This window comes from Flavobacterium agrisoli (assembly GCF_016522065.1).
GTDB lineage: Bacteria > Bacteroidota > Bacteroidia > Flavobacteriales > Flavobacteriaceae > Flavobacterium > Flavobacterium agrisoli.
Genome location: NZ_JAEHFV010000009.1, coordinates 77,509 through 90,547, shown reverse-complemented (window position 1 = coordinate 90,547; position 13,039 = coordinate 77,509). Strand labels below are relative to the sequence as shown.

Annotated in this window: 16 protein-coding genes; 8 read left to right on the top strand and 8 right to left on the bottom strand. The window is 36.1% G+C overall.

Annotated features, from left to right (window positions below; genetic code table 11):
- Positions 1-10: 10 nt before the first annotated feature.
- The gene (locus tag I5M07_RS15445; protein WP_200107351.1) at positions 11-673 is read right to left on the bottom strand and encodes a TetR family transcriptional regulator C-terminal domain-containing protein; all 663 of its coding nucleotides are present in this window, start codon (positions 671-673) and stop codon (positions 11-13) included.
- Between the two features lie 84 nt (positions 674-757).
- Here I5M07_RS15445 and I5M07_RS15440 point away from each other — a divergent pair, with 84 nt between their 5' ends.
- Positions 758-1,681, top strand: a complete 924-nt coding sequence (locus tag I5M07_RS15440) for a TIGR01777 family oxidoreductase (RefSeq protein ID WP_200107350.1) — start codon at positions 758-760, stop codon at positions 1,679-1,681.
- Here I5M07_RS15440 and I5M07_RS15435 read toward each other — a convergent pair.
- The 4 genes from I5M07_RS15435 to rmuC all read right to left on the bottom strand — a co-directional run bounded on the left by I5M07_RS15435 (position 1,673) and on the right by rmuC (position 4,642).
- Entirely contained in the window at positions 1,673-2,212 is a 540-nt protein-coding gene (locus tag I5M07_RS15435; protein WP_200107349.1) for a YceI family protein, read from the bottom strand. The two genes, I5M07_RS15440 and I5M07_RS15435, sit on opposite strands and share 9 nt — an antisense overlap.
- 159 nt (positions 2,213-2,371) lie before the next feature.
- Positions 2,372-2,920: an acyl-CoA thioesterase gene (locus I5M07_RS15430; protein WP_200107348.1), complete on the bottom strand. Its 549-nt coding sequence runs from the start codon at positions 2,918-2,920 to the stop codon at positions 2,372-2,374.
- Positions 2,921-2,924: 4 nt separating this feature from the next.
- The gene (locus tag I5M07_RS15425; RefSeq protein ID WP_200107347.1) at positions 2,925-3,293 is read right to left on the bottom strand and encodes a 6-phosphogluconate dehydrogenase; all 369 of its coding nucleotides are present in this window, start codon (positions 3,291-3,293) and stop codon (positions 2,925-2,927) included.
- 14 nt (positions 3,294-3,307) lie between these two features.
- Positions 3,308-4,642 (bottom strand): DNA recombination protein RmuC, encoded by a 1,335-nt coding sequence (rmuC, locus tag I5M07_RS15420; protein WP_200107346.1) that lies wholly within the window; start codon positions 4,640-4,642, stop codon positions 3,308-3,310.
- 209 nt (positions 4,643-4,851) lie between these two features.
- Between rmuC and I5M07_RS15415 the strand changes: the two genes are divergently transcribed.
- From I5M07_RS15415 to I5M07_RS15395, 5 genes are all read left to right on the top strand, one after another.
- A complete protein-coding gene (locus I5M07_RS15415; protein WP_200107345.1) occupies positions 4,852-5,721 on the top strand; it encodes a protease complex subunit PrcB family protein in 870 nt (289 codons plus the stop codon).
- A gap of 134 nt (positions 5,722-5,855) precedes the next feature.
- Positions 5,856-6,407: an RNA polymerase sigma factor gene (locus I5M07_RS15410; RefSeq protein ID WP_200107344.1), complete on the top strand. Its 552-nt coding sequence runs from the start codon at positions 5,856-5,858 to the stop codon at positions 6,405-6,407.
- The gene (locus tag I5M07_RS15405) at positions 6,404-7,786 is read left to right on the top strand and encodes an outer membrane beta-barrel protein (protein ID WP_200107343.1); all 1,383 of its coding nucleotides are present in this window, start codon (positions 6,404-6,406) and stop codon (positions 7,784-7,786) included. Before I5M07_RS15410 ends, I5M07_RS15405 begins: the two co-directional genes overlap by 4 nt.
- A 210-nt stretch (positions 7,787-7,996) precedes the next feature.
- Positions 7,997-8,578: a pseudouridine synthase gene (locus I5M07_RS15400; protein ID WP_200107342.1), complete on the top strand. Its 582-nt coding sequence runs from the start codon at positions 7,997-7,999 to the stop codon at positions 8,576-8,578.
- A gap of 23 nt (positions 8,579-8,601) precedes the next feature.
- A complete protein-coding gene (locus tag I5M07_RS15395; protein WP_200107341.1) occupies positions 8,602-9,060 on the top strand; it encodes a tRNA (cytidine(34)-2'-O)-methyltransferase in 459 nt (152 codons plus the stop codon).
- Between the two features lies 1 nt (position 9,061).
- On the opposite strand, the gene I5M07_RS15390 is transcribed toward I5M07_RS15395, so the two are convergent.
- The 3 genes from I5M07_RS15390 to I5M07_RS15380 are packed head-to-tail and all read right to left on the bottom strand — an operon-like array spanning position 9,062 to position 12,039.
- Positions 9,062-9,847, bottom strand: a complete 786-nt coding sequence (locus tag I5M07_RS15390; protein ID WP_200107340.1) for an ABC transporter ATP-binding protein — start codon at positions 9,845-9,847, stop codon at positions 9,062-9,064.
- 18 nt (positions 9,848-9,865) lie between these two features.
- On the bottom strand, positions 9,866-10,858 hold the full coding sequence (locus I5M07_RS15385) for an iron chelate uptake ABC transporter family permease subunit (RefSeq protein ID WP_394369064.1): 993 nt from the start codon (positions 10,856-10,858) through the stop codon (positions 9,866-9,868).
- A 38-nt stretch (positions 10,859-10,896) separates the two neighbouring features.
- Entirely contained in the window at positions 10,897-12,039 is a 1,143-nt protein-coding gene (locus I5M07_RS15380) for an ABC transporter substrate-binding protein (protein WP_200107338.1), read from the bottom strand.
- A 96-nt stretch (positions 12,040-12,135) separates the two neighbouring features.
- Between I5M07_RS15380 and I5M07_RS15375 the strand changes: the two genes are divergently transcribed.
- A complete protein-coding gene (locus I5M07_RS15375; protein WP_200107336.1) occupies positions 12,136-12,498 on the top strand; it encodes a DUF5522 domain-containing protein in 363 nt (120 codons plus the stop codon).
- A 22-nt stretch (positions 12,499-12,520) separates the two neighbouring features.
- The gene (cobU, locus tag I5M07_RS15370; RefSeq protein WP_200107335.1) at positions 12,521-13,030 is read left to right on the top strand and encodes a bifunctional adenosylcobinamide kinase/adenosylcobinamide-phosphate guanylyltransferase; all 510 of its coding nucleotides are present in this window, start codon (positions 12,521-12,523) and stop codon (positions 13,028-13,030) included.
- Positions 13,031-13,039 lie beyond the last annotated feature (9 nt).

Here is a 13,039-nt window from a genome sequence, read left to right as displayed (position 1 = left end):
AAAGCTGGATTTAGAATTTACTTTGAAATTTTTCTTTAAATAGGAATTTCCCCAAATCGAGTAATTGATTTACTGGAGCCACCCGCATCAATTCGAAAGTCGTATTGACCGCTTTTTCGATTAAAATATCTGTTTTTTCAAAAGCAGGAGAATCATCTTCTAACCAAAATTTTATCGTAAATAACAACTGTAACCAAGCACTTTCTTGAATTGCTTTATCTTGAACATTTTGTAATTTTTGGGTCGCAATTCGGTATTCATCCGTTAAAATAGAGGCTGTATATTCTTTAAACTGTTCTCGTAGCAACGTTAAAGGCACCAAATTTTTGAGTGGGTTGTGGTGCAATTTTAAAGCCAAGACTACATAACTTCGGTTAGCGGCTAGCAACTCGAAAAAAGTAAAGTAAAAACTGAGCATTTTCTCTTTGGTTCCGTATTCCAAATACGCTTGATTGGCTTCGAGCAAATTCAATGTATTTTGGTAAAACTGCAGGAAAATTTCTTTTTCAACTCTTTCAAAATTTCCAAAAAAAGCATAAAAATCGGCTTCTTCAAAATTGTTTTCTTTTGCAAAATGATAAATGGACTTCGGTGCTTTTCCATTTTCTAAAACCGATTCCATGTAAAGGGAGATTAGCATTTCTTTGGTGATTTTTGCTTTTTTGGTTGCCATCGTAAATTCTTTAAAATTGGAGTATAAAGATACACATCGTTTAAGTATATTTACTTAACATTAAACAAAAGTAATGTTAAAAGTATGGAAGCAAACGGTAAAAAAAATGTACTAATTACGGGAGGTAGCGGTTTTATAGGCCAAAAACTGACTCAACTGTTATTAGAAAACGGATTCTCGGTTGGGATTTTGAGTCGAAGTAAACGCACCAATCAAGGCGATGTGCGCTATTATTCTTGGGATATAGCGGAGGGGAAAATTGATAAAGAAGCCCTCATACAGGCCGATTATATCGTGCATTTGGCGGGAACCAACATTGCCGGTGGACGCTGGACAGAAAAAAGAAAAAAAGAAATTCTCTCTAGCCGAATCGATACGCTACAACTTCTTTACCGCACAATTGAAAAAGAGAATATTTCGATTGAGGCCTTAATTTCGGCATCTGCGGTGGGAATTTATGGTGCTTTTAATTCGGAACGTATTTGTGATGAAAGTACGCCCCCAGCATCCGATTTTGTGGGAAGCGTTTGCCAAAAATGGGAAGCAGCCGCTGAAGAATTCTCTTCACTCAGAATTCGAGTGGTTACTATCCGTACAGCATTGGTTTTAGGTAAAAAAGGCGGTATTTTGCCCATTTTACAGCCACTTTTTAAAAATAAATTAGGAGCCATACTCGGAACAGGCAACCAATACATGCCTTGGATACATTTAACCGATTTGTGTCGAATTTACTTAGCAGCTATTGAGAATCCCACTTTTACTGGCCCTTACAATGCAGCAACAGGAGGGGCTACTACTAATCGGGATTTTTCAAAACAACTGGCAAAGACCTATGGCTATCGTATTTGGTTGCCTGCAGTACCTGCTTTTATGCTGCAAATCGTATTGGGTAAAATGAGTCATTTACTCTTAAAAGGCCAACAACTTTCGATTCAAAAATTACAAAATACCGGGTTTCAATTTCGTTTTTCTTCTTTAGAAAAAGCATTCGAAGATCTTTTATTGTAAGGTTGCAATTAAATTGGTCGTTACATTTTTAGCCACCTTATCGGATAACATATTCGGAATTTCAATTTCAAAATCGCCTGGATTTAAAACAAAATTTGAATGAATGCTAATTCCATCCGCAGTCCTTTTTATAATGGCTTTCACCGAAATGTTTTTTGTTTTTCCGTGCAACTGCATTTTGCCTGTAATGGTGTGTTCTTTCGGAATTTCGGTAATTTTTTTCAGATCAAATTTTTCAATTTTTCCTCGAAACACTGCTTTTGGGTAACGACCGCTTTCTAAATAATTTTCTCGAAAATGTTTTTTCATCAAGCCTAGTTCAAAATCGTAATCTTCTACCAATGCCACACATTCTAAAATTTGAGAACGGGTATCAAAAGTGACCTTGACTTTATTATTTTCGGCTTTAATTGGTTCGGAATAAGGCACCGAAGCTTCAAAAGAAATTTGTCCACCGGTGGTTATCATTTTGTTTTGGGTGACCGCTATTTGACTTATCAACAACAGCATCCATAAAGTAGTTTTTTTCATAATCTTCAGCATTTAAATTCGAACTCCTTTTTTGGATAAAATCCTACTTAAAGTTACAAAATTTAAATGCTGATTTTGGAATAACAACTTATAAAAAACTCTTAAAATCGATTAAATACCGATTTTATACGTGAAGTGTATTTGAGTCCTTTTTTTCTTTTAATTAAGTTCTAAAAGTACGTTGTGCGTTTCTAAGCTGGCTAAGGCTTCGATTGAAGTATAATCCAATTCCTCTTCGTGCATTTCAATTTCTTTTTTAACTTGAATGTGTTTCAAACTTTTAAAATAACGGCGTACTTCTTGCAAATCGGATAAAATTAAACCTGGTACGGCTACACTTTTACCTTCTTTGTCTTTGGCAACCATTGTAAAATAGGAAGAATTACAATGTTTGATTACACCCGTTTGAATGTTCTCTGCTTCTACCCGAATGCCCACAATCATGGAGCTCCTTCCTACATAATTTACCGAAGCTTTCATGGTTACGAGTTCGCCCACCTCAATTGGTTTTAAAAAGTTCACCGTATCAACCGAAGCCGTTACACAATAATTGCCGCAATATTTTGAAGCCGAAGCAAAAGCAATTTGATCGAGTAGCGACAAAATATAACCTCCGTGTATTTTGCCACTGAAATTGGTATGAGAAGGCAACATTAATTCTGATATGCTGATTTTGGAACAGCCCACCGTTTTGTAATCTGAATTCATAGTATTATTTAACTTTAAAAGGGGATTTTTCTTCTTTTACCGATTTTATAAAATAGCGGGTATCACCCCACCATTTAAAGGTTCTGTATTTTTCTTCGTAGCCCACTACCACATAATGGCCTTGTAAATTTTGTAATTTTTCTAAAACTGCTGCATCGCTTTGCATGACAGAAAATTTAAAAATCTGCGCACCCGAAATGCCCTGACTCATCTCGCCTTCCCACGTTTTAAACACCGTTCCTTTTTTACTTATTTTGATTAATTCGCCCGAACGAATACCGGTGCTGTAAGGAACATAATTAATAAAGGCCATATAACCCGCAAAAGCCAAGGCGCTCACTAACAGAATTAGAAATAAAGCTTTTTTAAACATAGTAGTCTCTTTTTTTAGTTGGAATTATTCGCTTGTGTTACGATAGTTTCGGGTAGGCTTTTTTTGGCTTTGGCACCCATTTTTTTTAATTTTTCAACACTACTTACCAAGTTGCCTCTTCCGTTAACTAATTTATTCATGGCTTGGTTGTAATCGGTATCGGCCTCTTTTAGGCGTTTCCCTATTTTTTGCAAATCGGTTATAAAACCTTCAAATTTGTCGTATAAAGCCCCAGCTTGTCTGGCAATTTCGAGAGCATTTTCTTGTTGTTTTTGATTGGTCCACATACTGTCGATAGTACGTAAGGTTGCCAATAAAGTGGTTGGGGTTACAATAACAATATTTTGCTCAAAAGCTTTGGTGTACAAATGGGCATCTTCGTTTAATGCGATGGCAAAAGCAGGCTCTATCGGAATAAATAACAAAACGAAATCGGGACTTTCAAACGGATACAAATCAAAATAGTTTTTGGAACTTAATTGCTCCACATGTTTTTTGATGGAAAAAAGATGCTGTTTTAAGTAGGTTGCTTGTGCCAATTCGTCGGTTGCGTTTATCCATTTTTCATAGGCCGTTAACGACACCTTCGAATCGATAATCATTTTTTTTCCGTCGGGTAAATGAATGACCACATCGGGGTAAACACGGTTTCCTTCTGTGGTGGTAAAAGCCTGTTGCACTTCGTATTCCCTGCCTTTTTCGAGTCCCGATTTTTCCAAAACACGCTCTAAAACCAACTCGCCCCAATTGCCCTGTATTTTACTATCGCCTTTTAGTGCTTTGGTCAAATTGAGCGTTTCTTTGGTCATTTGCTCGTTTATAGTATTGAGTCCTTTAATTTGTTCGCGTAAGGCCGCATGATAGTCGATACTCGCTTTGTGTGAATCCTCTACCCTTTTCTCAAAATTTAGGATTTTATCTTGTAAGGGCAATAAAATATGATTTAAGTTTTCTTGGTTTTGAAGCGTGAATTTACTTGCTTTTTCTTCCAAAATCCGATTGGCTAAATTTTCAAATTCTTTGGTAAATTTTTCTTGCAATTGCGTTACTTCGGCTTTTTGTTCTTTATTGCGTTCCCATAAATTTTCAAAATCCACTTCTTTTTTACTTAATTGAATAGCCAAACTATCTTTTTCGTTTCGAATATGTTCGAGTTGCTGTTGTATTGTTTCAAGCTGCTTTTGAAAAAGCTGTTGCTCACTATTTAGTTGTTGGGATAAGGCATGGTTTTTTTCGTTTAAAACTGCCATTTGCGAGTTTAATTGCGATTTGAAAATAATTCTTCCTAAATAAAATCCGATAGCCAAAGCAGCTCCAAATGCGACTAAAATGGGAAAAACCTCCTGCATACTCTGTTTTTTTAAGGGTAAAAATACGCATTAATACGTAGTTTATCAGCTATGGCTCTTCTTTTTTAGGCAAAACCAATCACTATTTTGTGATAAATCTTTTGCAAGAAAGCGTACTTCTTCTCAAAAAAAGATTTTTTATCAAAAAAAACGCAACCCTTTTGCCATTATGTACTCTATTAGGTATAATCAAAAAAATTAGCTTACAGATGAAAAAAATTTTATTAGGCCTTTTTATCGCAATCGGATTAACTTCATGCGACCTAAACGACAACACCGATATGACTACCAATTGCGGCGTTTACGAAAACATGTATTTTACGAGTTATCCTATTGATTGTAATTACACCATAACATCGATGCCTACCACAGCAGGGGTTTTGGTAGTTTCTTCTCAAGAAAAAATGGATTCCTTTTTTACTCCAAATGCTACACCTTGCACCGACACTAGTATTCCGAGTAATATCGATTTTAGTACTACTATGTTAGTAGGGATTTTTGCTGGACCTAAATCGACTACTGGTTATGAAATTGCCATTAGCTCTATCGTAGAAAATGATTGTGAAGTGGTGGTACAATACTATGAAAAAGAACCTGAAGAAGGAACGGATACATCGGCTACGCTAAATAACCCATATGATTTTGTTTTGATTCCGAAAACTACAAAATCTATTTACTTTAATCGTGTGAGCGAAATTAACAATTATATGGTTGTTGGTTCTTTTGGGAGCTTGCCAACACAAGATTTGTATAGCGAAACCGATTTGAATATCATGCGTTATTTAAATGTGCCTTATGGCAATTTCGAACTTAATCAATTCAACTTTCAATCGTTAACCAAAAAAGGAAATTACACCGAATTTCTTAAAACCGTACCTGCCGAAATTTTAGCTTTAAACGGTCAAACCAAAACGTACGGAGCGCCAAATGCAGCGGATCAAGGCGGAATTTATTTTCAATTGATTCAGAATGGTGTTAAAACAACGGTATTTTTTGATACTGCAGATACTGCCGATCAAAGTACCGAAATTATTGCCTTTAAAAAATCATTGCAAGAACGAATGGCTAGCTATGAATAGCAACTAGCAAGTAAGATAATCAATTGCCTGCAACTACTTTAACAACTGAAAACCAATTATGTAATGCCCATAACTGAAATAAAGGTGTTATTTTTGCAGGCTATTTTTACCTTCATTTTCTAAACAATTATTTTTTGAACGATAATCTAAACTTACTTATTAATAAGTGCTTACAAAATGACAGAGGAGCGCAGTTGGAACTTTACCAATTGTTTGCTCCTATGTTATATGGTATTTGTTTGAAATATATGAAAAATGAAGACGATGCAAAAGATGTTTTTCAGGAAGCTTTTGTTATTGTGTTTCAAAAAATGCATCAGTATAAATTTGAAGGCAGTTTTGAAGGTTGGCTGAAACGCATTTTCATCAACAAATTGATAGAGACATTAAAAAAGAAACAAAAAGACTATTTTTTACTGGATATAGTCGATTTTGAAGAAAAAATTCAGGAGGAAATTCCGATAGAAGAACCCTCCATTCCGCAAGAAAAACTACTTGAATATATTAGAGAATTGCCCGACCAATACCGAATGGTTTTTAATTTGTATGTTTTTGAAAAATTCAAACACCGCGAAATAGCGCAAATGTTAGATATTAACGAAGGAACCTCCAAATCAAACCTCAACCGAGCAAAAAGCATTTTACAAAAAAAGATTCTGGCTTCAATAAAAATAAGAACAGCATGAAAAAGCAAGGTATCGAAACTATTTTTTCATCGTTAGACGATTACAGTACTCCTCCTCCACCCGAATTATGGGATGCGATTGAGGCACAGCTGGATGCGCCCAAACGAAAAAAACGTGCCCTTTTTTGGTGGCCCGTAGCCGCAAGCTTGGTAATCGGATTGAGCTTGGGTGGCTTGTTTTTGATTTCGGATTTAAAAACCGACATCCAATCGCCTGCAATCGACATCCAAAACAAAATAGTCATTGAAGAACCGAATATAAAACCTGAAAAAGTACCTTCGGCTGAGAAAAGCATTTCTAGTTCCAAATACAATGCCAATGCAAAAGGAACGCTTCAGCAAAATTCGGTTATTCAAACAAAAATTTCAGTTCACACACCTTCGAATACAACTAGCATAAATTCTAATTCAGGCCTAGCTCATTTCGTGACGAATTCGCCAGTTCATTCCTCATATCAAAATTCAAATTCAGTCCTATTTTCAAAAGACAAAACCTTACAGAAAGAATCAATCGCAGTTGTGGAAAATACTCACTACCCTATTGCAGCACAATCTGAAACGACTTCGGAAACGCTTTTAAATACGTCTGAAAAACAAAACGAAATAGCCCAAGAATTACAACAACTTGAACAAACGTTGGCACATCAAGAAACCAAAACCGAAGAGCCAAAAACCAAATCCTCTTCCTCTAACAAATGGTCTTTGGGCGTATATGCCGGAGTCACCGATTCGGAAAATCTTTCCAATAAAAAAGTGTTAGGCACTTCTGTTTCCTCTAAGCAAGGAACCACGTATGGCATCAAAACCAATTACAAACTCAATAAAAAATGGGGTGTTAGCGCTGGGTTAAAAATCAACGAATTGGGTCAGTCTATTGCCAATGTTTCCTACTATAACAAACAAGTAAATGTGATGAACAACATGGCTACGAACGACTTTTTTAAGGTAACGCATGATGCAACCTATCTTAGTTCAAATCCCAATTATGTATTTGCTTCTGCAACGAATACCGAAGCCAAGAATACCACTACTGCCACGGCTACTATTGATCAAAATTTGCAATATTTAGAAATACCTCTTGAAATCTCGTATTCTGTTTTAGACAGCAAAAAGGCAAACATTCGCTTTAACACAGGCGGTTTTATGGGTAAATTAATCTCGAATGAAGTCAGTTTAGACGGCAATGCAATTGGAGAAACCTTACATGTAAACGAGTATGTTTTTGGTTCGAAATTGAGCAGTACGTTGCAATATGAAGTATTGAAAAAAACAAATGTTTTTGTAGAACCCGGCATGAATTATTACCTCAATCCGATGAAGGATAACAGCTTTAATCAATTTCAATGGGGACTTAATTTTGGAATCAATGTCAATTTTTAATCTACGAAATACACTACTATAACGCCGCAATTTTTGTGGCGTTTATCATTTTGTTATGCACTATAAGAATAAAATCAACCTAATAATTTATTCATCTTTTCCTAAATATTGACTTTATTAATAAAAAAATGTAATTCTAATTTAATCTATTTCCTCCTCAAAAATAGCAGTACTATGACCTAACCCCTATCTTTGCTCAAATTTTTAAGCATGCACCGACATTTTCTTCTTTTTAAACCTTATGGTTATTTGAGTCAATTTGTATATGAATTGAAACGAAAGAAAAAGTTATTAGGCGAATTATACCCATTTCCAGATGGAACAATGGCTATAGGTCGTTTAGACGAAGACTCCGAGGGCTTGCTTTTGTTGACTACCGACGGCATGATGAGTGAGTTGGTACGCAGTAAAAAAGTAGAAAAAGAGTATTACGCCCAAGTGGATGGACTAGTCACTCCCGAAGCCATTTTGCAATTACAAGAAGGTGTTGAAATTGGTTTAGACGGCTCTAAATACAAAACCAAAAAATGCCAGGCACGTATCGTAACCGATATTCCGGATTTTGGTATTCGCGCAAAAAAAATTAGAGACGAACGGCATGGCCCGACCTCATGGTTATCGATAACTCTTCGGGAAGGTAAATTTAGACAAGTTCGAAAAATGACATCGGCCGTTGGATTTCCCACTTTGCGACTTGTACGGGTGCGTATTGGAAATGTATATTTGCAAAATCTAAAAGCAGGCGAAGTATTAGAAGTTGACTCTTTTACTTTGGATAAAGAATCTGAATAATTACTCTTTTAATCTATAAAAAAATGCTAAACGTTGTTTTGGTTGAACCAGAAATCCCAAATAACACCGGAAATATTGGTAGGTTGTGTGTGGGCACCGAAAGCAAACTCCATTTAATTCATCCGTTTGGATTTGTTATTAACGACAAGAATTTAAAACGTTCTGGCTTGGATTATTGGGTGCATTTGGATGTTACCGAATACCAAAATGTAGCCGAATGGATGGAGGTAATTCCAGATACATCACGTGTTTTTTTGATGAGTTCGCATGCTAAAAACTCGTATTTGGATATCGAATTTCAAGATGGCGATTGGTTGGTTTTTGGAAAAGAAAGCGTGGGTTTGAGTGCTGCATTTATTTCTAATTTTGAGGTTCAAAATCAGCTTAAAATACCGATGTCGGATAAAATTAGAAGTTTTAATATCGCTAATTCGGTTGCATTTGTAATTGGTGAAGCCAAAAGACAACTTGCCTTGCGTTAAATTAAGTCACAATAAATTTTCCTTTTTCGGGATCAAAAACAATACTATCATCTTCAAACAAACGCGAAAAATTTCCTTTTTCGATATGGTTGCAAGGAGTTTCTTGGGCAAGGAATTCGGGTGTCATCAAAATCATTTCATCACTTAATTGAATAGCCAAATCTACATCATGAGTAGAAAATAAAATACACTTTTGCGTTTCGACCGTTAACTTTTTAAGCAATTTAAACAACGAAACTTTGTGTTGCAGGTCCAAATGGGTCGTGGGTTCGTCTAAAATAATCAATGGAGTATCTTGTGCCAAAGCTCTTGCAATTAAAACCTTTTGTAACTGACCATCGCTAATTTCATAATGCTTTTTTTCGGCCAAATGCTCAATTTGTGTAAGTAACATGGCTTGCTTTATTTTTTCTGAATCTTCATTGGACAAAGAACCGATCCAATTGGTGTAGGGCTGCCTTCCTAAAGCCACTAATTCAAAAACAGACAAATTACTGGGCGGTAATTTTTCGGTTAAGACTACACTTAATTGTTGAGAAAGTTCGTTTCTTTTAAAATGCGAAATGGACTTTTGATTTAGCAAAACACTTCCTGATACTGGTTTTTGAATTCCGGTTAAGGTGCGCAACAAAGTCGATTTTCCTATTCCATTTCCACCAACCAAAGCCACGAGCATTCCCGATTGCAAAGTGATATTTATATTTTTGGCTATGGTTGTAACTTCATTTTTAGAAGTATATCCAATGGTCAAATCCTGAGTAACCAATATATTTTGTTGCTTTTCCATTTTCAGTTTACTCTACAATTAATGGTAATTTCGTTTCCGAATTAACAACCAAATTACTACTGGGGCTCCAACTATAGAAGTTACGGCGTTTATTGGTAAGGCAGTATCGCTTGGCCATTGGGATAATAAATCGCATAATAATAAAATAGCGGCGCCCATTAACAAGGTACTCCAAAACAAAACAGCATGATTGCTTGTTTGAAAAAAAAGTTTCGCTATGTGTGGTACTGCTAGTCCAATAAAGGCGATAGGGCCTGCAAAAGCGGTGATGCTTCCAGCCAATATTCCGGTAGCAAAAATGATAAGCAAACGAACTTTAGCAAGATTTAACCCCAGACTCTTGGCATAATTTTCTCCTAATAATAATGTATTAAGCGATTTTACACTCGCTAAACTCAGTAGCAACCCAATCAAAACACAAGCCGACAAAATTGAAATGGCTGTCCAAGAAAGACTACCCAAATTGCCCATAGACCAAAAAGTGAATTTTTGCAATTGTTCGGCCGTACTAAAAAAAGTAAGCACTCCTACAATTGCCGAAGTAAAACTACCAAACATTAAACCAACAATTAAAATTGCCATAGTATCACGTAGTCGCTGCGAAACCAAAATTACCAACAACAAAACCAAGGTACTGCCAAATGTAGCAGCCAATACGATTCCGTAAGACGAAAGGATTATATCGTGCAAAAAAACCGGCAAAAAACCAGCTCCTAAAATCACAAAAGCCACACCTAAACTAGCGCCCGAACTCAGCCCTAATACGTAAGGACCCGCTAAAGGATTTCGAAATAAGGTTTGCATGAGCAAGCCGCTTACAGACAACCCCATTCCTACTAAAACAGCCGTAATGGCTTTGGGCAAACGGTAATTGAGTACAATATACTCCCAAGTAGATTTACTTACTTCGCCACCCGACAAACTCGCAAAAACCGCTTTTATGGGAATGGTTACCGACCCGAAACTGAGGTTCAACAAGAACAAAAACACCAAGAAGAAACCCAGTGCCAAAAATAAAAAGCTATTTTTTCGGGAAGGATTCAACTGTTTTAATTTAATTTTTGAGCAAAAGTGAATTCGTAACTCGGTAATACTTCAGGGTGAAAAATTTTGATATAATCTTTCAAAATCAAATCCGGTCGGCTAGGACCTAATTCGTAATACATCGTTCCACCTTTAGCTCCTAATTTACTTTCAAAAGTGTATACATTTTGAGTGGTAAAAGCCGTAAACTGACTGTAATGGGTGTTACTCGCCGCTAATTCAGCTAAGGATTTAAAAGAACCTGTTGCAATCCAAAATTGGGCTTCTTTGGCTTTATCAAGAACCTTTTCGAAAGAAAGTCCTAAGCTACCTGAACCTTCTAAATCAGCCCATAAATAATTGGATTTAGCATCTTTCATAAATTGCGCCACCCAACTGCTACCGCGTGCCACAAACCATTTATCTTGGTACATTGAACCATACAAAACCGTGGCATTGGCATCGCTCATTTCGACCAATTTCATCGCTTGATTGTAACCGGTTACTATTTTATCAAAAATTTCTTTGGCTTTGTCTTCTTTGGCAAAAAGAGCACCAAAAAGTTTAATCCATTCGGCTTTTCCAAGTGGTGATTGCTCCATCCAATCGCCTTGAATTAAAACACTAAGCCCGCTTTTTTGCAAGTTTTCTAACATCGGGTTGTTGTTATCTACGCCAAATGTTACAATCAAATCGGGACGCAGATCAATTAATTGTTCAATATCCAGTTTTTCATTTTGCCCCACATTTTTAACTTTTCCATTATCAATTAAAACACGTGTTTTTTCGGAAGAAACGTAATCGGTATGCGGAAAACCCACCAATTTATTTTCTACTTCTAACATTTCTAAAAACGGAATATTCGTGGTAGAAGTAACCACTACTGAAGTTAACGGAACCGTAATATTGGCATATTGTTGCAAGCTATCGGGTACTTGAGCTGTTTTTTCTTTCAGTATATACGTAAACTTTTTATCGGTATCAGGCCAGGGATTGCTCACTTTTACTACTGAATAGCCTTCGTATTTCTGAATAGATAAACCCGAAGCATATTCAATACTATTTTGTACAATTGGTGTTTCGACTATTTCAATTTTTTCCTGTTTTTTACACGAAACCATTATTACAAGTAAAAACACGAAAATTGATTTGCCTATATTAAATCTCATAAATTATCTTTTTGGATGCTCACAAAGGTAGGAGAATTTCTAAATTTCTTGTTTATTAATATTCGTGAAAAATACAACAAATACTATCTTTACACAATGGCGAAACAAAAAATAAAAATTTGCAGTGCTTGTGAAAACCAATTTAGTTGTGGCGACAGTGTAAGCGGTAAAAGCTGCTGGTGCAATGATTTCCCTCCTATTTTCGAATTGGAAACGGGCGGTGATTGTTTGTGTCCGACTTGTTTCAAACAAAGTTGCCTCTATCGTATCGAGCAGTTTGTGGCCGAAACCACACCCGAAACAGCCGTTAACAATAAAGCAGCCTTGCTTCCCAAAAGCACAAATTTAATTCCCGATTTGGATTATTATGTAGAAAACGGAAATTACGTTTTTACGTCGTGGTACCATTTAAAAAGAGGATATTGTTGCCAAAACGGCTGTCGTCATTGTCCCTATTAATCCTAAAATACCAAAATACAATATGATTTATTTAATAACAGGTGGTGAACGTTCCGGAAAAAGCAGCTATGCTCAAAAATTAGCATTACAACTCTCCAACGAACCTATTTATGTAGCTACTGCACGAAAATGGGATGCTGATTTTCAAACTCGGATAGATCGTCATCAAAGCGACCGAGATGAACGTTGGGTAAATATTGAAAAAGAGAAATTTTTAAGTGAAATTGACTTTTCAAATAAAATTGCGCTAGTTGATTGCGTGACACTTTGGCTTACTAACTTTTTTGTAGATACCGAAAATGATGTTACCGAAAGTTTAACACAAGTACAATTGGAGTTTGAAAAAATGATAGCTCAAGAAAACGTAACTTTGATTGTAGTGACTAACGAAATTGGAATGGGTGTACATGCCCCAACCCACATTGGTCGAAAATTTACCGAATTACAAGGTTGGATGAACCAATATTTGGCAAAAAAAGCCGATGAAGTTGTTTTGATGGTTTCGGGAATTCCGGTAAAAATTAAAGGATAACTAAAACAA